Here is a 20059-nt window from a genome sequence, read left to right as displayed (position 1 = left end):
TTAAGAACAAAGAATGACCTTGATGGTCTGGAATTTCCAGACTGTCAGGGCCTTTTTTCTTGTCTAGCAGTAGTTTTCAAGGATTTGAAAAGTAGAGAAAAGCTTTATTTTAAGGATTTTAGATGTCCTCATAAAATTTTAACTTTATGAGGACATCTAAAAACGGAAGCAATAAGAATATAAAAGAAAGTCTGGATGCAATTTCTGTTATTTTGGGAAGAAGAGTTTTATGATTTAACTACTCTGAAGGATAAAAACTTTGCCCTAAAATAGGATGAAAGTGTATCGGTATATCAGATTGTGCTTACAAGTGGTTTAAGGCAGGAGATTTTTCTGTGAAAGGCGAGAATGCCAACAATGTTATAGACATAGATGATAATGATTGTAATACGACGAAGATAGAAAAATAGAATGTATGTTTGCGAAAGAGTGTTGAAAAAGGAAGTGTGCTATAGTATAATAGCAAGAAATAGAAGGCTTGTAGGTAGGTGGAATATGCTAGAAAAAATTATAGAGCTTACAAACGAATATATAGAGAGTATGCCAAAAAAAGAACGTAAAAAATACGGACAGTTTTTTACCAGTATGGAAACTGCTCGTTTTATGTCTGGATTATATAACTTTGATGAGAAAACAGGCAAAATAAGTGTGCTTGATGCGGGGGCTGGTTCAGGTATATTATCATGTGCCTTTATTGAGCGATTGGAAACAATAGATTCTATTCAGGAGATTGAACTTACCTGTTATGAGAACGATGAAAATGTATTGCCATTGTTGAAACGTAATCTGGAATATTGTAAAGAAGAGGCAAAGAAAAAACTCACGATCAATATAATTGAAGATAATTATATTCTAAGTCAGTATTTGGATTTTAATCATATGTTGGGAGGAAATGCGGAGCCTAAGAAATATGATTTTGTGATTGGAAATCCGCCGTATATGAAAATTCCGAAAGATGCGCCAGAAGCAACAGCGATGCCAGAGGTATGTTATGGTGCGCCGAATTTGTATTTTATTTTTGCATCTATGGGATTATTCAATTTATGTGAAAATGGAGAGATGGTTTACATCATTCCAAGGTCATGGACATCTGGAGCGTATTTTAAACGTTTCAGGAAGTATTTTCTGACAGAAGGGAAATTGGAACATATTCATCTTTTTGTCAGCAGAAATAAGGTTTTCGACAAAGAAAGTGTGTTACAGGAAACGATTATTATTAAAGTAAGGAAGACGAGTGAAAAGCCAGAAACAGTTACGATTACATCATCGAAATCAAATAGTGATTTTGGAGAGCTGACATCAGTAACAGTTCCGTACGATCTGGTTGTAGCAGGATCAGACTATTATGTTTATCTTGTAACAGATGAAAATGAAGTGGAAGTATTAAAGAAATTGCATAAATTTGATAAGACACTTCCGGCAATTGGTGTAAAAATGAAAACAGGATTGACCGTAGATTTTCGCAATCGTGAAATCCTGCGGGATGAGGAAGAAGAAGGTGCAATCCCTTTGTTTTATTCGCAGCATATAAAACAGGGAAAAGTAGAATTCCCTATACAGAAAGAACATGAATATGTGGTGACAGAACAAAAGGGATTAATGCAAGATAATAAGAACTATCTATTTGTAAAGCGATTTACAGCAAAGGAAGAACCTCGAAGATTACAGTGCGGAGTATATTTAGCCAAAAGATTTCCGCAGTACCAAAAGATAAGTACACAAAATAAAATTAATTTTGTGGACGGTGTATTAACAGAAATGTCAGAATGTCTGGTGTATGGGTTGTATGTATTATTTAATTCTACACTTTATGACGAATATTATCGTATTTTGAATGGATCTACGCAGGTTAATTCAACAGAGATTAATGCAATGCCAGTGCCAGATTTAGAGGATATTCAGGAAATGGGCAGAAAAGTGCTTAAAAGTAAGGATTATTCGGAGGCAAATTGCAATTTGATATTGGAGGGATACTGTGGATAAGAAAATAGAAGAAACGAGAGAATTTCTGCAAACAATAGGTATGCCCAAAGCACAGCAAGCGGATATATGCTGCTATGTTATTTTGGCAATGGCAGGCATAAAACCAGATATGTCATGGAGTGAAGCAACAAATGAATGGATTCGTATTCATGATATTATTCAGTTTGTTAATACATTTTATGGCATGAGTTATGCGGAAAACAGCCGAGAAACGTTTAGAAAGCAGGCACTGCATAGATTCCGTACCGCTGCTTTGATAGAGGATAATGGAAAAGTAACCAACAGTCCGAACTATCGGTACAGACTGACGGAAGAAACAGTTAAAATGCTGAGAACGATGGAAACATCAGCGTGGAAGGAATCTATAAAACGGTTCCTTTGTTACCATGAAAAGTTAATTGACTTGTACGCTTCCAAAAAGAAGATGACAATGATGCCGGTAAATATAAATGGTGAAAGTTTTAAATTTTCTACGGGTAAGCATAATGAGCTGCAAAAAGCCATTATCGAGGAATTTGCACCAAGATTTGCACCAAATTCGGAGTGCTTGTACGTCGGCGATACAATAGAAAAAGATCTGGTTAAGAATGTAGAAAAATTAAAAGTACTGGGATTTGAAATTACGCTACATGATAAGATGCCAGATGTAGTGCTATATCGTGAGGACAAGAACTGGATCTATTTTGTTGAGTCAGTAACATCTGTAGGACCGATGGATCCGAAACGTATATTGGAAATAACAGAGATGACGAAAGATGTTACAGCAGGAAAAATATTTGTAACCGCCTTTCTGGATTTCAGGACGTATAAAAAATTTGCTGAGGAACTCGCATGGGAAACAGAGGTCTGGATTGCTGAAATGCCGGAGCATATGATACATTTGAATGGTGATAGATTTATGGGACCGAGGTAAATTTAATTTAGAAGATATTGATTTGTAAGCGCTCTACTGGCGGGTTCACAGTGGAGCGTTTATGCTACTAATGGTAGTAGCTACTTTGTATTACAGATTTTGGCAGAAAATTAGTTTCTGTTATTGTTAAATTATCTTTTACAGAGGTATTTGTATAACTTTTGTAGAGGGTGAGACGAATTCATTAAAATTCGAGATACAATAAACGTAAGCTGATAATATAAAGAATAAATTCAATAAGGAAAGAGGTTGACGGAGTATGTGGACAGATAATGCATCAAAAATAGATATGTTGTTTTATAAACCGTATGCTGAGATAGTTTCTGATATTGCTATAGAAACTGATATAGATCCATTGACTATAGGAATATTAGGATTATGGGGAGCAGGAAAATCGACATTACTTAATCTGATCGAGCAGCATTATAAGGAAAAAGATGGAATTATATGCGTAACGATTAATGCCTGGATGTTTGAAAGTTATGAAGATGCAAAGTCTGCAATTATGGAAGCTCTTTTACGAGAGCTGGAAGAGCGAATACCAGCAGAAGAGACTAAAAAGAAGTTTAGAGCTTTACTGAAGAAGATTGACTTTTTAAAATTAGGAACCAAAGTTGGATCTTCAGCAGCACCTGTAGTAGCAAGCATCGCTTCTGGGACACCATTGCCTTTGCTGTTTAGTGTTCCACAAAATGCGAAAGAGATAGGAGGTGTCATAAAAAATATATCTGATTCAGTTCAGAATATTAAAGATGAGTATATTAAGGATGATAGTACTACTGCAGATAGCGTAGTAAACAATGTAAGAAAATTTAAAGCTGAATTTCAAGAGGCAATAAACACGGATAAAATAAAAAGGGTTGTTGTATTAATTGATGATTTGGATAGATGTCAACCAGAACGAATTATTGAAACGTTAGAGGTAATCAAATTATTTTTGTCTGTAAATAAAACTACTTTTATTATAGCAGCAGATGAAAATGTAATACAGTATGCAATAAAGAAAAAATATCCAAAAGTAGATAATTTTGATGTAGAATTGGATAAAGAATATATTGAGAAAATGATACAACTTCCGGTACACATACCTGAGTTATCCTCTAAAGATATTCAAAACTATTTATTATTACTAGTAATGCAGAAATATATGAAACCAGATAGCTTTGAAGTGCTGATAAAAAAAATAGAAGAGAAGAAGTTGATGATTGGAGAAAGTGCAATTGATTATGAGCAAATACAAGAGATTTTAAATAGTGAATCCGACATTTATAAAGCTGGAATGAAAAATGAATGCGATGAGGTCGCAAAAGTAATTCTTCAGATTCGTTCTATTGTTGCACATACACTTAAAGGAAATCCACGTCAAGCAAAAAGATTTCTTAATACGTTTATTACAAAGCGACAGTTATCAAAGTTATACTATGGTGATAAGCTTGATATGGGAGTTATGGCAAAATTGCTTACCTTGCATAAATTAAATCCAGATTTATTTGACAAATTAAATGAGTGGAATGCAAATTTTGATACGGAAAATCAACAGTTTAAACGTATGAGACAGAGCTTGGATAATGATAGTCTGGATTCAGAATTTGCAAAGTGGCATAAACCACGAATTAAAGATTGGGTAAAGTGTCCCCCGGTTGAATTAGAAAAAAAGAATTTGAATAAGTACTTTTATCTGACGAGAGAGATACTGAAAAAGCAAGATGATATTGAGTCTGACCTGAGCGAAGAAAGCAGAAAATTATTGGAGAGAATAGGTAGGTTTAATCCTGGATTGGCTGATGGAATAATGAGAGATATGAAAGAGTTGCGTTCGTCTGACCGAGAAGATGTCATGAAGGTCCTTATCAAAAAGATAGAATCTGGAGATATTGAATCAAATGTTTATAGCTTGCTATTTGTAAATTTCTCTGATTACCGTGGCGAAATAATCGAGGCAATAAAAAGGGCGGCTAAACCATTAGAAGCAGGAGATCTTCCATCATTTAAGGCTATGTACTCGGAAGATAAAGATGCAATAGAGAATTTACTTAATGAGTTAAAAAATGTAAAACAAGAAATTAAAGATAGAATTATGAAAACAGGAGATTAATATGGGAACATCAAAAGGATATATTGCACCGACGACTCCGCATTGGTCGCAAGCGAAACGAGCAGTGACTTCTTACATAAATAGTGGAGATGGAGAGTCTAGAGCCAAGGCAGCAAGTAAATATGCATCGGCAATGCATCATGATATAGCAACTTCAGAACAATTTACAAAAGCAGCAGGAAGTATTCTATCATTTGCTAAGGCGGTATCGCACGGCGGAATAAATAATGCGTTGCATGAGTTTAATCGTAATGATTTGATAGGAAAATCATCAGATGAAATATATAATGAACTTATTCGGGATTTTACAAATTATGGGAACACAACGGAAGATTATTTGTCAGCAGAAGCCATTAGAGCAGCTTTGAAAGGACTAAACATAACAGATTTGGGAGATTTAAAGGATGTTGCTCCAGATGTTTTGTTGAAAGAAATGCTAATTGAGTATATAAAATTTAGTTTTGCATTCCGATATGAAGAAAAGATACGCATGAAAAGGAATCCTGAAGAAACTGAGCGTTTATTAGAAAAAATGGATAAATATATTTCCAATGAATTGCATAACGACTTGAAACTGGAAGATATAAAAACCATGGACTTTGGACACTTGCAATCATCAGAGGTAGTAAAAAGGTCACTTGAAGATGCGTACCAGGTATTTGAATTGTTTTATGGAGAGGCATAGAAAATGAGAGTATGGATAGATAAAGAAAACGAAATGCACCCAAATGCAGAGTGGAATGATTCTTACGTTTTTACATTGACGAGAAAAAAATACAGCACTATTTTTTCAGGTATTACAGATATCTGGTATAGAATGGACTGCATGGCTATACCAGAAATTTATGAAGATTTATTTATCATAGGTATTAGTGTCTTTGCGATAGATAAAAGAGTTTCGAGAAGATTATTTCCAGATTGTTGGACAAGAGAACTTAGTGTATCAATTCCAGTATTACAAATGAGTAAATGGCATGGAACAGAAGAATACTGGAATCAAACATTAGGATTTCTTACAGGTGATAAATGGGATATTCATTTTAGACAGTGCGAAAAAATGTATAGCAAACGTGAATACCCAAACCGGATTCATCTTGATATAAAGGGCTGTGATTGTATATGTTTATTCTCTGGCGGTTTAGATTCCTTTTGTGGAGCAATAAAATTGTTGGAGGAAGGAAAATCGCCTTGCTTAGTAGGTCATAATGAATATCCCAAATTGAAGAAAAAACAGGAAAACTTTGTTTTAACGTTTCAGGAGAGATATTCGAATCAGAAAGTGCGTTTTATCGGATTCTCTGCTAATTCACGTGCCCCTATTACAATGGATGGGGAACGTTTGAAAAAACATGAAGATACGTCTCGGGGAAGATCTCTGTTATTTTTGTGTGCAGCGTTATCAATAGCTGGTATTCTTGGCAATGATATGCCGGTTTATATACCAGAAAATGGATTCATTGGATTAAATATCCCATTGACTAATAGTAGAAAAGGCACTTGCAGTACGAGAACTACTCATCCATATTTTTTAGGACGTTTTTTGGATATCTTACATATGGTTGGAATAAAAAATCCAATTCAGAACTTTTATGCCTATTCAACAAAGAGAGAAATCGTGAATGAAGTAAAAAATACGGAAGCATTTAAAAAACATTATATGGATACTATTTCATGTTCTCACCCTTGTTTGGCTAGATATGATAAAGAGCGGAATCCAGATTATCCAATAAATTGTGGGTATTGTTATCCATGTTTAATACGTAAAAGCTCCCTGCTTGATATAAAGGATTTCCGATACTGGTACACTGAGAGTGCCTCAGAATTTTTGAAGAATAACTCTAACAATCAAAAGGCAAATGATTTGCGTGCCGTGATTAGTACTTTATATAGATATAAAAAAATTGATGATGAGGGCTTAAAAGATATGATAAGATGTTCGGGAAAACTGGATGAAGAATCGGTTCAAAAGTTTTTGCGAGTTTATAAATCAACAATGGAAGATCTGACAGAGTTATTATCGGAAGATGATGAAATAAAGGGATTCATAGGAGAAAAATGTGCAAGGACTGATTGATACTCATTTCCATTTGGATATGTATAAGAATTATAATGAGATTTATAAATTAATTGTCGGGGAAAAACAGTATACATTATGCATGACAAATTCACCAGGTGTATTTTTAAGCTGTAAGAATATATTTGGTGATAATAAATATATTAAATTCGCATTGGGGTTTCATCCACTCAATACAGATTTAAAAGAGAAGGATTTAAGAGACTTCATGAAGATGCTGCCACAAACAGAATATGTTGGTGAGATTGGATTGGATTTTACAAAAAGAACAGGGATAGGAAAAAATCAGCAGATAAAGTGGTTTGAAAAAATTGTTGAGGCTTGTTCTGAAAAGAATAAAGTAATGTCAATCCATATAAGGGGTGCAGAAGAAATTGCTTTAAAAATTTTGAGCAAATATTGTCCGAGAAGATGTATATTGCATTGGTATACTGGAAATGTTGAACTTCAAAAAGATTTTATTCACTTAGGATGTTATTTTTCGGTAAATGCAAGTATGGTAAAAAATATGGATGTTGTGAATGCAATTCCGAAAGATAGATTGTTGGTAGAAAGTGATGGACCATATTCAAAAGTAAATGGAAAAAAGTTTTCACCATCATTATTGCTGGAAGAGTATGAACTTATAGCAAAATCGCTGGATGAACCAGAATTAATACGAGTTGTTTTTAATAATTTCAAAAATCTATTGCTGACTAAATAAAAGAATAATATTGACATAAGTCCACGCAGTCTGTACCGAGTATTGGTAGAACATTCTTAAAGAGAAGAAAACGGTATTATGTATATTTGTTTTCAAGAAATTATGTGATATATTCAAAATAATGATTGCGAAGCAATTTCAACGCAGTTATAATGAAATGGCAACAAATTGGCAACAGAAAATCAGCGAGCCAAAATAATATATGCAACAGAAATGAAATAATGGCAAAAAAGATATAAAACTTAAACAAATATATTTAAGAATAGCTTTGGACTTGCCGAGTTTGAATAGTACCTGTTGTTTGTTCGCAAACCTCAATATTCTATTTTTGTAAAAATGGATAACTAGAATATCAGTAAGGCTCTGAATCTACATAGTAGGTTTGGAGCCTTATTTTTATGGGAAATAGAGTGGCTTAGTTACGTTGCAAAGTATTTCTAGATGAAAAATCAGTTGTAGAAAATCCAAATAATAGATATAATATAAAAAAAGAAGGCAAACAAGGATTTCTAATAGAAAGGGCGTGATGTTATGGTAACAACAGAATCTGTAACTATTAAAGTTCCGGTAGGAATGTCAAAATATCTGGTAACTATGAATCCAGAAACAGAGCTTACCCGAAATGCGCTGTTGCTGTATCCATATATATTAAATCAGACGATATCTCATGGTCATGCAGCTGAAATTTTGGGAATAAGAAAATCAGAGTTAATTGATTTGTATGATAAACTGGGATATTCTTATTTTGATATGACGATGGATGATTTGGATGATGAACTGAATACATTCAGAGAACTCAAAAAGAAGGAGACTACGGTATGATTGTTATCTCCGACACAACACCGCTGATATCACTTCTTAAAATCAATCGAATAGATTTACTGGAAAAACTGTTTGGAGATGTTCTGATTCCACAGGCCGTATTTGAAGAGTTGACAATTGATGAACGTTTCCAATTGGAAGCTGACCAGATTAGACAGAAGAAGTTCATCGTAGTGAAGCCTGTAAATAATCCGGAATCAGCCAATATATTAAAAAGAGCAACAGGTCTTGACCAGGGTGAGAGTGAAGCAATTGTTCTGACAGATGAGCTAAAAGCAGATTTGTTATTGATGGATGAAGCAAAAGGCAGAAACGTATCAACTCAGATGGGGCTTAGAATCATGGGAACAATAGGGGTTCTTATGGCTGCCTATGAGGAACAAGAATTAACTTCAGATGAGGTCAGAGAATGCGTGGATGGACTGCAACGTGCTGGACGGCATATCGGACAGCGGCATTATCAGATGCTGTTAAGCAGACTGAAAGACTAAATGTATCGTTTAAGAACAATAATTGACCAAAAGAGAAAAGAAAAGTATGATTATTTTAGTTGGAAAAGCAAACCGTTCCTGTCATAACCGTATTGTATATGAAAATAAATAATCGAGTGGTCTTCGAGTGGAACTCGAGACAGAAAAATTATAGATAGAGCATCACGTTTATCAAAACGATAATGTCAAATTCCCTGCTCCCGATTATCTATAAAATGTCTACAAAAACTCTAATAAAGGTGTGGATATCATGGAATATATGGAAAATGCATACTAAATATATGAAAAATAAAATCAAGAGAATACAATATATAGATGGATACATAGAGTTTGAGTAGTAACAAAAATGCCAAAGAGCCGCTTAAATAGCGGCTCTTTATTTTCTTCGTCTATAAAATGTCTATATAAAATTAATAGTTCACTTCAATCTCGCTTTTTATGTTGATATTAAAAGAAGCCAAATCTTTTTTATACTGAAGTTCAAACATTTCAGTATGCCAGTCATTCATAGTATCTTTATTAAGTTCATATTGCTGTATATTGGTGATTATTGGGATTAAACAAGTTAAGGTTGACAGTCGAAGTGTATAGGATACTTGTGTGCGCATTCGTTTGTGAGTATTGAAGTATAGACTGTCATACCATAGGTTTTCATTGTTTTACTGGTACAAAAAAGTCATTGAAACCTGCGGAGAAAAATTATAAAAAGATTCAGACAGAAAGCCCTTTTGGAGAATCATATTTCTTCAAAAGGGTTTTTGATATATATGGATAATTCCTGATGAAAATCTATGTTAAACCATGTATAATAGGATTTGTGGATAATAAAAAATAAAAATGGATGAGGAATGAAAATGGAGGGAAATTTAACAAAAGGTCCTATTCTAAAAACGCTGACGAAACTTGCGGTTCCGATCATGGCGTCATCGTTTCTGGGGACTTTGTACAACATCACGGACATGGCCTGGATTGGTCTGCTTGGTTCGAAGGCAGTTGCAGGTGTAGGTGTTGGAGGTATGTTTACCTGGCTTTCGCAGGGACTTGCAGCTATGGCTAGAATGGGTGGACAGGTGCATGTGGCACAGTGTATCGGACATGGAGACAGAGAAAGGGCACACGGATTCGCACAGGCGGCAGTACAGCTTGCTGCATTTATGGGAATGGCATATGCAATTCTTTCGCTGCTTTTTACCAGACAGATGGTAGGATTTTTTCAGCTTGCAGATGCACAGGCTCATGCGGCGGCAGTGTCATATACGAGGATTGCCTGTGGGCTGATCGTATTTTCTTTTATGACGCTGACACTGACTGGACTTTATACGGCACAGGGAGATTCAAAGACACCTTTTATAGCGAATCTTGTCGGCCTGGCCACAAATATGATTCTGGATCCTGTGTTGATTCTTGGAGTGGGGATGTTTCCGAAGCTTGGTGTTGTCGGGGCTGCAATTGCGACAGTGACAGCACAGGCGATCGTTATGAGTATCATGATAGTCGGAATTGTCATACAAAAGAAAGAAAATGTACTAAAAGGAACCAGGCTTTTGGCAAAAATCCCGCGGGAATATCTGCAGGGAATCTGTAAGATCGGAATTCCGACAGCAATACAGGGAATGGCATATTGTGCAATCTCCATGGTGCTGACACGTATGATCTCCGGGTATGGTGCAGAAGCTGTTGCAACGCAGAGAGTCGGAGGTCAGATTGAATCAATATCATGGAATACTGCAGACGGTTTTGCAGCGGCATTAAATGCCTTTATCGCACAGAACTATGGTGCGGGTAAAAATGACCGTGTCAAAAAAGGATATAAGGCTTCTTTGTGGACGGTTGGTATCTGGGGACTGCTGATCTCAGCTGTATTTATATGTATTCCGGAACCGATTGCCAGAATCTTTTTTCATGAACCCAAAGCAATCGCAACATCAGTTGAATATCTAATCATCATAGGTTTCAGTGAAGCTTTTATGTGTGTGGAACTGACGACAGTCGGTGCATTATCAGGGCTCGGCAGAACCCGACTCTGCAGTATCATCAGTATAGCTTTTACCAGTGCAAGAATTCCGCTGTCGATCATTCTTGGAGGTATTATGGGTCTGGATGGAATATGGTGGGCTATTTCTTCAACCTCAATTGTAAAGGGAATTATTTTTACCTGTACATTTTTATGGATCACAAGAAAACGACCTTCGCAGACGTAATGTTTGCGGAGGTTTTTCTTTTCTCAAACATGATAATAATGTGATGATATCACAGAAAATAAATGAATTTCAGATTATAATAAAACCATAAAAGAAAAAAAGGAGGACTGTAAAATGTCTGCTATTAATATCAATAAAAATAATTTTCAGAATGAAATAATGGATTCCGAGAAAACTGTTCTTTTAGACTTTTGGGCTCCTTGGTGTGCTCCTTGTCGTATGGTGGTTCCTATCATAGAAGAAATTGCAAGTGAACGCCCTGATATTAAAGTTGGAAAGATCAATGTGGATGAGCAGCCTGAACTGGCAAGTAAATTTGGTATTATGAGTATTCCAACTTTGGTGGTTATGAAGAATGGGAAGATTGTAACAAAGGTTTCAGGGGCAAGACCTAAGAAGGCGATTTTAGAAATGCTTTAATGAGGAAAGGTGGAAAAATAAGATGAAGGTAATAATCGTAGGCGGTGTAGCCGGAGGAGCTACAGCTGCAGCAAGGATACGCAGACTGGATGAACATGCAGAAATTACTGTATTTGAAAGATCTGGATACATATCCTATGCGAATTGTGGGCTTCCATATTATATTGGAGATGTGATCACAGATCCAGAAGAACTTACATTACAGACACCAGAGAGCTTTTTTAAACGCTTCCACATCAATATGAAAATTCATCATGAAGTGATCTCCATACATCCGGCTCGTAAAACTGTTTCAGTGAAAAATTTGGAAAACGGTGAGATATTTGAAGAAAACTATGATAAGCTGATTCTCTCTCCAGGTGCAAAGCCAACACAGCCGAGACTTCCTGGAGTAGGTATTGATAAGCTTTTTACACTTCGTACAGTAGAAGATACTTTTCGGATAAAGAAATATATAAATAAGAATCATCCAAAATCGGTTGTATTGGCAGGTGGTGGCTTTATTGGTCTGGAACTGGCAGAAAATTTGAGGGAGCTAGGCATGGATGTTACAATTGTCCAGCGGCCTAAGCAGCTGATGAATCCTTTTGATCCGGATATGGCATCGATGATTCATAGTGAAATGAGAAAACACGGGATAAAACTGGTACTGGGCTATACAGTAGAAGGATTTAAAGAAAAAGACAATGGAGTGGAGGTTCTATTGAAAGATAATCCATCCCTTCAGGCTGATATGGTAGTACTGGCAATCGGCGTTACACCAGACACAGCATTAGCAAAAGAAGCGGGTCTGGAACTTGGCATCAAGGAAAGTATAGTAGTGAATGACAGGATGGAAACCTCTGTACCGGACATTTATGCTGCAGGTGATGCAGTTCAGGTAAAACATTATGTTACGGGTGAGGATGCACTAATCTCTTTAGCAGGACCTGCCAATAAACAGGGCAGGATCATCGCAGATAACATTTGCGGCGGTGATAGCCGTTATCTGGGCAGTCAGGGAAGCTCCGTTATCAAAGTATTTGATATGACAGCAGCCACTACAGGTATCAATGAAACAAATGCCAAAAAGTCAGGATTAGATATAGATACAGTAATTCTTTCTCCTATGAGTCATGCCGATTACTATCCTGGTGGAAAAGTGATGACCATGAAGGTGGTTTTTGAAAAGGATACGTATCGCTTGCTTGGTGCTCAGATTATTGGATATGAAGGCGTTGATAAACGTATCGATGTGCTGGCAACAGCGATCCATGCAGGACTGAGGGCAACCCAGCTGAAAGATCTGGATCTTGCATATGCACCACCATACTCATCAGCTAAGGATCCTGTAAATATGGCAGGATTCATGATAGACAATATAGAAAAAGGCACCTTAAAACAATGGCATCTGGAAGATATGGATAAGATTTCTAAAGATAAAAATGTTGTATTGCTGGATGTGAGAACGGTAGATGAATTCAGCAGGGGGCATATTGATGGATTCAAAAACATACCTGTAGATGAACTGAGAGAACGAATTAGTGAAATTGAGAAAGGAAAGCCTGTGTATCTGATATGCCAAAGTGGTCTGCGCAGTTATATTGCCAGTCGTATTCTGGAAGGAAATGGATATGAAACATACAACTTTTCCGGTGGATTCCGCTTCTATGACACAGTGGTTAATGACCGTGCGCTGATCGAAAGGGCATATGCATGTGGTATGGATTATTAAAAAATAATCATAATATTTTTATAATTTTCTTGTAGCATAAAAAGATTCCCCATTTATTAGAATGACTTTCATAATTCTGATAAATGGAGGATTCTTTAGATGTTACAGAAAAACAGTTTTATGATTTTTGTAGTGTTTCCAGTCTTTTCGAATCTAGGATTGTGATTTTGCCGCGGGAGAGTTTGACGAGTCCTTCGCCTTGAAAGTATCGGAGCATTCGAGTGATAACTTCCCTGTGGGAACCAAGATGATTAGCAATCGTCTCATGAGTGATTTTCAGCTCGTTTGTTCCTTCGATAGAGGTCTCTTCTAAAAGAAATGAAGCAACACGCTTATCCAAACTCTTCCACATGATTTGTTCAATCAGCCACATGACATCAGAAAAACGGGTGGCCATTAACTCATTGGTATAGTTTGCGACGGGAGCAGATTCCTTCATGATGTCCTTATAGATTTCAGCAGGGATGATCCAAAGATCAGTATCCTTTTCTGCTTCAATGGTTACTTCAAATTGAATGGAGCGTATGATACATGAGGCGGATAAAAGACACATATCCATATCGAACAAACGGTAAAGTGTAATTTCCCGTCCTTCATCTGAAAGTATGTAAGTTCGAAGCTGCCCGGATTTAACCAGTAATAATCCAGTACAATCCAGGTTTCCGTTGTGAATGATTGTTCCTTTTTTTACATCCCGTGTAATCAAATTGTCTGAAATTAGTTTTTTCTGTGCTGTATTTAAGTCATTCCATAGTGGAAAATAATTTTCGAAGTTCATAATAGTTATCTCCTTTACGAACATAGTATACTTACTTTTTTAAGATGCGTCAATTACATAATTGACATATGCCATAAATGGAAATATACTGACTATAGTACATGACTATTGTGAATATACGGAAGGAACGATAAATATATACATCTTTATTATTTTTGCTGCCTGTGATTGCTATGTACATGATAAAAAATCCTTTTTTCTTCTAGTATAATAAACTATTACAAACAAGTACATATCAAAACATAAAATTTGACATAAAAATGTAGGTATTATAAGGCTTATAAGGTGATTTTTAATTATTCAACTGTCAAGCTTCCGGCAATTAATACAAGAAAATAACCAGTTGATTATCCGACAGAACAAATGTTTGTAAAATACTGTCGGAATTGCTTGGAAAAAGACTAAGTAGTGAGCTTTGGCTTAACCTGCTTTGGATTAGGATATTCCTTTGGTAAAGATAATAATAAGACACAGAAATAGCCGCCCCGGTCCTGAGAAAACTGAGCGGCTTTTCTAAAGCTTAACATTTAGTATCGGGCTAACCGTCTATCGGTGGCATCTTTTCTACTAATAATATAACATATATAACATGACTGTTTCTTGATTTCAAGAGAAAAGCTATATTTATTGGGAACTGCTGATAAATTACTCTGCTCCAGATCAAGAAGTCGATGGTACAATAGCTCAATTTCATCAACTAAAGGGAGAATTGTCTCTTTTTTACCAACGACACAGATGTGGTCATATAAGTGTATATTGCGCATAGTCGTTTCTCCTGATATTTTGCAAATGGTGTTGTGTATGGCGCTAACCTTTTGAGTGGGCAGTTGATCAAATCAGAATTGACATTGTTCGCGATGGTTTTGTCAATTATTTCTTTTATGGGGTATCTACCATCCAGATTAGAGCGTGATATAAAATATTGAAATTCTTGTAAAGCTGTAAAAATCTACGTTGAATTTTACAGCTTTTTGTGTATAATAAAAGTAACAGAAACAATATGAATGTGGACCGCACAGTAGGTTGTGTTTATGAGCGAGAAGCGAATGTGAGTGTTCGTTTTATCAAGGAAGGAGCTGAAAGAATATGGCAAATATTTTACCAGTATCTGATTTGAGAAACTATAATGAAGTTTTGAAAAACTGTCATAAAGGAGAACCAGTATACTTGACAAAGAATGGCAGAGGACGTTTTGTAGTTATGGATATTGAAGATTACGAGCGTGATCGTGCAGAGAAAAAGCTTTTGCTGAAGCTGCAGGAAGCCGAAGAAGCAGTAAAAGATGGCGAAGGTTGGCTGGATTTGGACGAACTGAAAGCACTTGTGGGGGAATAAAATGTTAAAACTGCGGATTAATCCTATTGTTGCAAAGGATCTTAAGAATATTCGGGATTATATTGCTGAGGATAACGAAGAATATGCCGCAAAGACCATAAAGGAACTTTACGGTAAATTTGAAAATCTTCAAATATTTCCGGAAATGGGTTCGGACCTTTCAAAACGAGTCAGCTTTCGGACAGATTATAAATATGCAATATGGGAAGATTATGTGATTATCTATAAAGTAAGAAAAGAGGATGTAGAGATTTATCGTGTAATTAACCGATATCAGGATATTACGAGAATCTTCGATTGATACACAATCATGATAACAAATTGATAACACCGTTCAGTATAGTCTGTGTCCCTTGGACAGTGGAACACATATAAAACCAGATAGAACTATAATTCCTATACAAAAGATGAAAATAAATGCATCCATTGCGGCAAATGCCTGAAAGTTTGCCCAAACAAAGCACTGCATTAGGAAAAATTTTAGGGAATGTTTGACTCACATGAATCAAATATTCCCCTGTTTGGAACAATTTATTTCTCAATAGCCCCTTCTATATATCCATACAGACTTGTTTTCCTATGCTTCAAAACCGATGAGAAGGGAGCCCGGCTCTGCGTAATAACTGCAAAGGGCTCTTGTTTTTTGAATCTTTCCATTAAAAATTCCAAATGTATTTTCAATCAATTTTTTTAATTCTAAAGCACCAGCTTCGTTATTGTTGTGAGCAATGATGATTTTTCCATCTGTATAACCACACTCTTTAAGATGATTAATCAGTTTTTTTAATGCTCTTTTTTCTCCTCTGCATTTATCAAGCGGTAATAAAGTTCCTTCATCACTCGCCTTTCCAACGACTCTGACTCCTAATAAACCGATTCCGGCTGCAATTACCGGACTTATTCGTCCGTTCTTTGCAAAATTATTTAAAGATGCCAGAGAAAAATACAGGTGTGTTTTATCTTTATATTCGAGAAGGGTTTTATAAATATCATCCGGAGCAAAACCGGCTTTTATGAGTTCTGCTATTTTTTCAATAAAAAGTGCGATTTCTGGTCCTGTAGATAAAGAATCTAAAACATATACTTTCCTGCCGGCATGATTCTGTTCATAGATGTCCTTAGCGATAACAGCACTGTTATATGTACCGGACAGAGTACTTGTAATAGTGATACAAAATACAACATCAGCATCGCCAAACGCATTCTCCCATTCGTGAGGACTTGGACTTGATGTCGATGTCTTCCCTTTATAAGAAGAAAGATCCTCCTGCATAGCTGTAAGATCAATCTTATCATCATCTACGTAATCATTCTCACCTACGATTACATGAAGCGGAACAATCCCGAAATCTATATCAGGTAAAGCTAAAAGATTTGCAGATGAATCTGCAACGATTTTCATTTTCATATGTAACCTCCGTTAATAGTTTTAAATACGTTTATATCGGTTTTTGAAAAACTTATCAAAAAGTATAGTAAACCATACATATGTGTTTGTCAAGGTATTAAATAACTTTATTGCGGTTTTTTGGTATCTGATATATAATAATGTTTCGGAATTACGGGAGTAGCGTTAGATACGGAGTAATTCGTGACATCAAGTTAGGTCAAAATACCTTTGAACCTGACATCATATAATAAATAATATACTGCTAGGAAAAAGAGGTGAGTTATTTGGCGCTATGCCAATGAGACAGTACCTCAGTCAGAAAGAAGGAATGTATTATGAGATTTTCAGCCAGAGACTACAGAATGCCAAGATATAAAGAAATTCCCAATGTAGGACTTTATCTTGAGCAGACAGTAAAGTATATCAATGAATGTTTAGCACCAATAGAGATTTCGATTACACCATCTATGTTAAGTAATTATGTAAAGAAGGGGTATATTGACCGTCCTATAAAAAAACAGTATTATGCGGATCAAATAGCATATGCTATTTATATTGTAATTATAAAGCAGGTTCTTTCCATGGATAATATAGCATCCCTTTTTGTTTTACAAAAAGCAACCTATACGTTACCGGTTGCTTATGATTATTTTTGTTCAGAATTAGAAAAGACGCTTGTAGCTATATTTGAAGATAAAGAAGAACCAAAAAAGGATACAGGAGATAGTTCATTTGAAAAAAAGATGCTTCGTAGCGTGATTATAGCGGTATCGCATATTATTTATTTAAATGACTGTTTTAAAAATAATTTACAGGACAATGCTTCCGATTCTATAAGATAAGTGAAATGAGCATATGTCAATTAAGTTATTGACATATGTTCATAATAGTTGTAGTATAGAGAAAAGATTGTGAAAGGAGTATCCTATGCCAAGACCGATAAAGTGCAGAAAAGTCTGCCATTTTCCAGATATATTGGAATTTCGACCATCCAATGAAAATGGAGGAAGAGGGGAGGAAGATGAAAAAGAGGTGATTCTTCTGACAGTAGATGAATATGAAACGATTCGTCTTATAGATAAAGAAGGATACAGCCAGGAACAGTGTGCAGGCTTTATGCAGATTGCAAGAACGACTGTTCAGAGAATCTATGAGATTGCCAGAAAGAAAGTGGCAGATGCAATTATAGATGGGCATCCTCTTCGAATTGAAGGGGGAGATTTCCGGATCTGCGATGGTAAAAGTAGTAAATGTGGTCTGGGTGGATGCTACAAACAAGAATTTTATCAAAAGTATGCAACAGAAAAAGGAGAAGGTATAATGAGAGTAGCAGTAACATATGAGAACGGACAGATTTTTCAGCATTTTGGACATACAGCAGAATTTAAAGTTTATGATGTAGAGGATGGAAAAGTAATCCATTCTGAAGTTGTAGATACGAATGGAAGCGGGCATGGCGCATTAGCCGGTGTTCTGAATGCATTGAAGGCAGATGTTCTTATTTGTGGAGGAATCGGAGGAGGAGCACAGATGGCTTTAGCAGCGGCAGGGATTAAGCTTTATGGAGGCGTTTCCGGTGATACAGATGCGGCTGTGGAAGCTTTTGTGAGCGGAACGTTAGATTACAACCCTGATGTAAAGTGCAGTCATCATGATCACAATCATGGAGAGGGACATACCTGTGACGAGCATGGATGTGGAAACCACAGCTGCCATTAATCTTTAATTTTAATAAAGAACAGATTGCGAAAAAAGGTAAGCAGAATAATGCTTATCTTTTTTTGTCTACAGATTTAAGAAATAAGAATAAAAAATCAAGGCTTGACAAAAAGGAAGCAGAACTATATAATCATAATCGTTCTAAATAGAACATTAATAAAAAGATACGTACTCTCGGAATCTTCTCACAAAATCAAGTGCAAGAAAGACTCCGAGAGTACATAGATATAACAAGGAGTAAAAATATGTTTTTTTGGGATCAGCATAAAACAATCACCAGCTGTTATGAACTATTTACGAGAAAAGTATGTGACAGGTATCAGCTAACGCAAATGGAATATGATATACTTATGTTTTTACATAATAATCCGAAGTATAATACGGCAGCAGATATCGTAAAGATTCGTAAATCAACGAAATCTCACGTATCTACTTCTCTGAAATCATTAGAGAATAAAGGCTTGATTGAAAGAATTCAGAGTACCCGGAATAAAAAGCATATTGAGATTGTTATATTAAATAAAGCAGAGTCTATTATCGAAGATGGAATGAAAGCACAGAAAGAATTCGCTAAAAATGCTTTAGATGGATTAACCAAAGAAGAAAAGTATATGTGCATGGCAGTATTTAATAAGATTTGTGCTAATGCAGATGCGTACTTAAAAAAATATGCGGAGGGAGAGAATGAAAAATTATTTTTGTTATAACCAATTAATGAAAAAGGAGAAGTAAGAATGAGAGAAGAAAAATACCAGCCAAAGATGCCGGATATTATGGAAGCAATATTTGATGCCGGATATTTGATATTTGATTTAGTAGCAGCAATTTTATTTTTTATCTATGCAAAAGGAAATACGCTATTTATCCTTTATGGAATATTAACATTGACTCTTTGCGGCGGAGATGCATTTCATTTAGTACCTAGAATCATAAGAGCTGCACATGGAACGAATGACAGAATAAAGAAACAGCTTGGAATTGGGTTACAGATATCCTCAATTACAATGACTGTATTTTATATTATTTTAATGTATGTCTGGAAGTATACTTTCCCAGATTTTGATATACCTGCTGCAGTAAAAGCAATGGTATGGATTTCTGCGATCATTAGAATTGCTGTCTGTATTCTTCCACAGAATAATTGGTGTACAGATGATGGAAATCTCAAGTTATCGATTATCAGGAATGCAGTTTTTGCTGTTACTGGTATAGGAGTCATTATTCTGTATACGATATCCGAAAATGCAAATGGATACCATATGACAAGAATGGTCGCAGCAATTATTATTTCCTTTGGCTGTTACCTTCCTGTAACATTATTTAGCAAAACAAAACCAAAAGTTGGATTACTGATGATTCCAAAGACATGTGCATATATGTGGATCATTGCAATGGGACTTCAACTGTTGTTTTAATAAATT

At 35.7% G+C, this 20059-nt stretch carries 21 protein-coding genes and 1 pseudogene; 19 read left to right on the top strand and 3 right to left on the bottom strand.

The features are described 5' to 3' along the window. Window positions 1-495 precede the first annotated feature (495 nt). From EHLA_RS11865 to EHLA_RS11815, 11 genes are all read left to right on the top strand, one after another. Window positions 496-1983, top strand: coding sequence for an Eco57I restriction-modification methylase domain-containing protein (locus EHLA_RS11865; RefSeq protein ID WP_096240992.1), 1488 nt, complete (start codon window positions 496-498; stop codon window positions 1981-1983). Beyond that, on the top strand, window positions 1976-2896 hold the full coding sequence (locus tag EHLA_RS11860; protein WP_096240991.1) for a BsuBI/PstI family type II restriction endonuclease: 921 nt from the start codon (window positions 1976-1978) through the stop codon (window positions 2894-2896). The genes EHLA_RS11865 and EHLA_RS11860 overlap by 8 nt, the downstream gene beginning before the upstream one ends. Window positions 2897-3155: 259 nt before the next feature. Continuing rightward, complete coding sequence (locus tag EHLA_RS11855; RefSeq protein ID WP_096240990.1) at window positions 3156-4991, top strand: KAP family P-loop NTPase fold protein; 1836 nt, start codon at window positions 3156-3158, stop codon at window positions 4989-4991. Between the two features lies 1 nt (window position 4992). After that, window positions 4993-5676 carry a hypothetical protein gene (locus EHLA_RS11850; protein WP_096240989.1) on the top strand — a complete coding sequence of 228 codons (684 nt, stop codon included), beginning with the start codon at window positions 4993-4995 and terminating at the stop codon, window positions 5674-5676. A 3-nt stretch (window positions 5677-5679) separates the two neighbouring features. Continuing rightward, window positions 5680-7065, top strand: coding sequence for a Qat anti-phage system QueC-like protein QatC (gene qatC, locus EHLA_RS11845; RefSeq protein ID WP_096240988.1), 1386 nt, complete (start codon window positions 5680-5682; stop codon window positions 7063-7065). After that, window positions 7049-7768 (top strand): TatD family hydrolase, encoded by a 720-nt coding sequence (locus tag EHLA_RS11840; RefSeq protein WP_096240987.1) that lies wholly within the window; start codon window positions 7049-7051, stop codon window positions 7766-7768. The genes qatC and EHLA_RS11840 overlap by 17 nt, the downstream gene beginning before the upstream one ends. Before the next feature lie 531 nt (window positions 7769-8299). Next, a complete protein-coding gene (locus EHLA_RS11835) occupies window positions 8300-8590 on the top strand; it encodes a hypothetical protein (RefSeq protein ID WP_096240986.1) in 291 nt (96 codons plus the stop codon). Further along, window positions 8587-9081, top strand: a complete 495-nt coding sequence (locus EHLA_RS11830) for a DUF3368 domain-containing protein (protein ID WP_096240985.1) — start codon at window positions 8587-8589, stop codon at window positions 9079-9081. Before EHLA_RS11835 ends, EHLA_RS11830 begins: the two co-directional genes overlap by 4 nt. Window positions 9082-9935: 854 nt before the next feature. Further along, window positions 9936-11282, top strand: coding sequence for an MATE family efflux transporter (locus EHLA_RS11825; protein ID WP_096240984.1), 1347 nt, complete (start codon window positions 9936-9938; stop codon window positions 11280-11282). Between the two features lie 114 nt (window positions 11283-11396). Continuing rightward, window positions 11397-11702: a thioredoxin gene (gene trxA, locus EHLA_RS11820; RefSeq protein WP_008705287.1), complete on the top strand. Its 306-nt coding sequence runs from the start codon at window positions 11397-11399 to the stop codon at window positions 11700-11702. Between the two features lie 22 nt (window positions 11703-11724). Beyond that, complete coding sequence (locus tag EHLA_RS11815) at window positions 11725-13416, top strand: FAD-dependent oxidoreductase (protein WP_096240983.1); 1692 nt, start codon at window positions 11725-11727, stop codon at window positions 13414-13416. Window positions 13417-13534: 118 nt separating this feature from the next. On the opposite strand, the gene EHLA_RS11810 is transcribed toward EHLA_RS11815, so the two are convergent. Together EHLA_RS11810 and EHLA_RS11805 are read right to left on the bottom strand one after the other, a co-directional pair. Beyond that, the gene (locus tag EHLA_RS11810) at window positions 13535-14194 is read right to left on the bottom strand and encodes a Crp/Fnr family transcriptional regulator (RefSeq protein ID WP_242970727.1); all 660 of its coding nucleotides are present in this window, start codon (window positions 14192-14194) and stop codon (window positions 13535-13537) included. 527 nt (window positions 14195-14721) lie between these two features. After that, entirely contained in the window at window positions 14722-14958 is a 237-nt protein-coding gene (locus tag EHLA_RS11805; protein ID WP_096240981.1) for a hypothetical protein, read from the bottom strand. A 322-nt stretch (window positions 14959-15280) separates the two neighbouring features. On the opposite strand from EHLA_RS11805, the gene EHLA_RS11800 reads away from it, so the two are divergent. The 3 genes and pseudogenes from EHLA_RS11800 to EHLA_RS17160 form a co-directional block, all read left to right on the top strand. Then, window positions 15281-15529, top strand: coding sequence for a type II toxin-antitoxin system prevent-host-death family antitoxin (locus tag EHLA_RS11800; RefSeq protein ID WP_021905858.1), 249 nt, complete (start codon window positions 15281-15283; stop codon window positions 15527-15529). Between the two features lies 1 nt (window position 15530). Further along, window positions 15531-15830 (top strand): type II toxin-antitoxin system RelE/ParE family toxin, encoded by a 300-nt coding sequence (locus EHLA_RS11795; RefSeq protein ID WP_096240980.1) that lies wholly within the window; start codon window positions 15531-15533, stop codon window positions 15828-15830. 99 nt (window positions 15831-15929) lie between these two features. Next, window positions 15930-16001, top strand: a pseudogene (locus EHLA_RS17160) (4Fe-4S binding protein); the annotation flags it as partial. Window positions 16002-16106: 105 nt separating this feature from the next. Here the strand turns inward: EHLA_RS17160 and EHLA_RS11785 are convergent. Continuing rightward, window positions 16107-16937, bottom strand: a complete 831-nt coding sequence (locus tag EHLA_RS11785) for a DegV family protein (RefSeq protein WP_096240979.1) — start codon at window positions 16935-16937, stop codon at window positions 16107-16109. A 317-nt stretch (window positions 16938-17254) separates the two neighbouring features. On the opposite strand from EHLA_RS11785, the gene EHLA_RS11780 reads away from it, so the two are divergent. From EHLA_RS11780 to EHLA_RS11765, 5 genes are all read left to right on the top strand, one after another. Next, a complete protein-coding gene (locus tag EHLA_RS11780) occupies window positions 17255-17761 on the top strand; it encodes a DUF1836 domain-containing protein (RefSeq protein ID WP_242970726.1) in 507 nt (168 codons plus the stop codon). 85 nt (window positions 17762-17846) lie between these two features. After that, window positions 17847-18638: a NifB/NifX family molybdenum-iron cluster-binding protein gene (locus tag EHLA_RS11775; RefSeq protein WP_096240978.1), complete on the top strand. Its 792-nt coding sequence runs from the start codon at window positions 17847-17849 to the stop codon at window positions 18636-18638. Continuing rightward, window positions 18614-18787, top strand: coding sequence for a hypothetical protein (locus tag EHLA_RS16300; protein WP_157908596.1), 174 nt, complete (start codon window positions 18614-18616; stop codon window positions 18785-18787). Before EHLA_RS11775 ends, EHLA_RS16300 begins: the two co-directional genes overlap by 25 nt. Before the next feature lie 96 nt (window positions 18788-18883). Then, a complete protein-coding gene (locus EHLA_RS11770; protein WP_096240977.1) occupies window positions 18884-19345 on the top strand; it encodes a MarR family winged helix-turn-helix transcriptional regulator in 462 nt (153 codons plus the stop codon). 27 nt (window positions 19346-19372) lie between these two features. Next, window positions 19373-20053: a hypothetical protein gene (locus tag EHLA_RS11765; RefSeq protein ID WP_096240976.1), complete on the top strand. Its 681-nt coding sequence runs from the start codon at window positions 19373-19375 to the stop codon at window positions 20051-20053. Window positions 20054-20059 lie beyond the last annotated feature (6 nt).

Origin of the sequence: Anaerobutyricum hallii (assembly GCF_900209925.1) — a bacterium.
Lineage (GTDB): Bacteria > Bacillota > Clostridia > Lachnospirales > Lachnospiraceae > Anaerobutyricum > Anaerobutyricum soehngenii.
Note: the sequence above shows the minus strand (reverse complement) of the source record. Positions and strands in the feature narration are given on the sequence as shown.

Coding starts and splice junctions, on each gene's coding strand:
- EHLA_RS11805 (WP_096240981.1), bottom strand. CDS start 14,958: ATGCGCAATATACACTTATATGACCACATCTGTGTCGTTGGTAAAAAA.
- EHLA_RS11825 (WP_096240984.1), top strand. CDS start 9,936: ATGGAGGGAAATTTAACAAAAGGTCCTATTCTAAAAACGCTGACGAAA.
- EHLA_RS11770 (WP_096240977.1), top strand. CDS start 18,884: ATGTTTTTTTGGGATCAGCATAAAACAATCACCAGCTGTTATGAACTA.
- EHLA_RS16300 (WP_157908596.1), top strand. CDS start 18,614: ATGTGGAAACCACAGCTGCCATTAATCTTTAATTTTAATAAAGAACAG.
- EHLA_RS11835 (WP_096240986.1), top strand. CDS start 8,300: ATGGTAACAACAGAATCTGTAACTATTAAAGTTCCGGTAGGAATGTCA.
- EHLA_RS11850 (WP_096240989.1), top strand. CDS start 4,993: ATGGGAACATCAAAAGGATATATTGCACCGACGACTCCGCATTGGTCG.
- EHLA_RS11765 (WP_096240976.1), top strand. CDS start 19,373: ATGAGAGAAGAAAAATACCAGCCAAAGATGCCGGATATTATGGAAGCA.
- EHLA_RS11780 (WP_242970726.1), top strand. CDS start 17,255: ATGAGATTTTCAGCCAGAGACTACAGAATGCCAAGATATAAAGAAATT.
- trxA (WP_008705287.1), top strand. CDS start 11,397: ATGTCTGCTATTAATATCAATAAAAATAATTTTCAGAATGAAATAATG.
- EHLA_RS11800 (WP_021905858.1), top strand. CDS start 15,281: ATGGCAAATATTTTACCAGTATCTGATTTGAGAAACTATAATGAAGTT.
- EHLA_RS11865 (WP_096240992.1), top strand. CDS start 496: ATGCTAGAAAAAATTATAGAGCTTACAAACGAATATATAGAGAGTATG.
- EHLA_RS11785 (WP_096240979.1), bottom strand. CDS start 16,937: ATGAAAATGAAAATCGTTGCAGATTCATCTGCAAATCTTTTAGCTTTA.
- EHLA_RS11775 (WP_096240978.1), top strand. CDS start 17,847: ATGCCAAGACCGATAAAGTGCAGAAAAGTCTGCCATTTTCCAGATATA.
- qatC (WP_096240988.1), top strand. CDS start 5,680: ATGAGAGTATGGATAGATAAAGAAAACGAAATGCACCCAAATGCAGAG.
- EHLA_RS11830 (WP_096240985.1), top strand. CDS start 8,587: ATGATTGTTATCTCCGACACAACACCGCTGATATCACTTCTTAAAATC.
- EHLA_RS11810 (WP_242970727.1), bottom strand. CDS start 14,194: ATGAACTTCGAAAATTATTTTCCACTATGGAATGACTTAAATACAGCA.
- EHLA_RS11795 (WP_096240980.1), top strand. CDS start 15,531: ATGTTAAAACTGCGGATTAATCCTATTGTTGCAAAGGATCTTAAGAAT.
- EHLA_RS11855 (WP_096240990.1), top strand. CDS start 3,156: ATGTGGACAGATAATGCATCAAAAATAGATATGTTGTTTTATAAACCG.
- EHLA_RS11815 (WP_096240983.1), top strand. CDS start 11,725: ATGAAGGTAATAATCGTAGGCGGTGTAGCCGGAGGAGCTACAGCTGCA.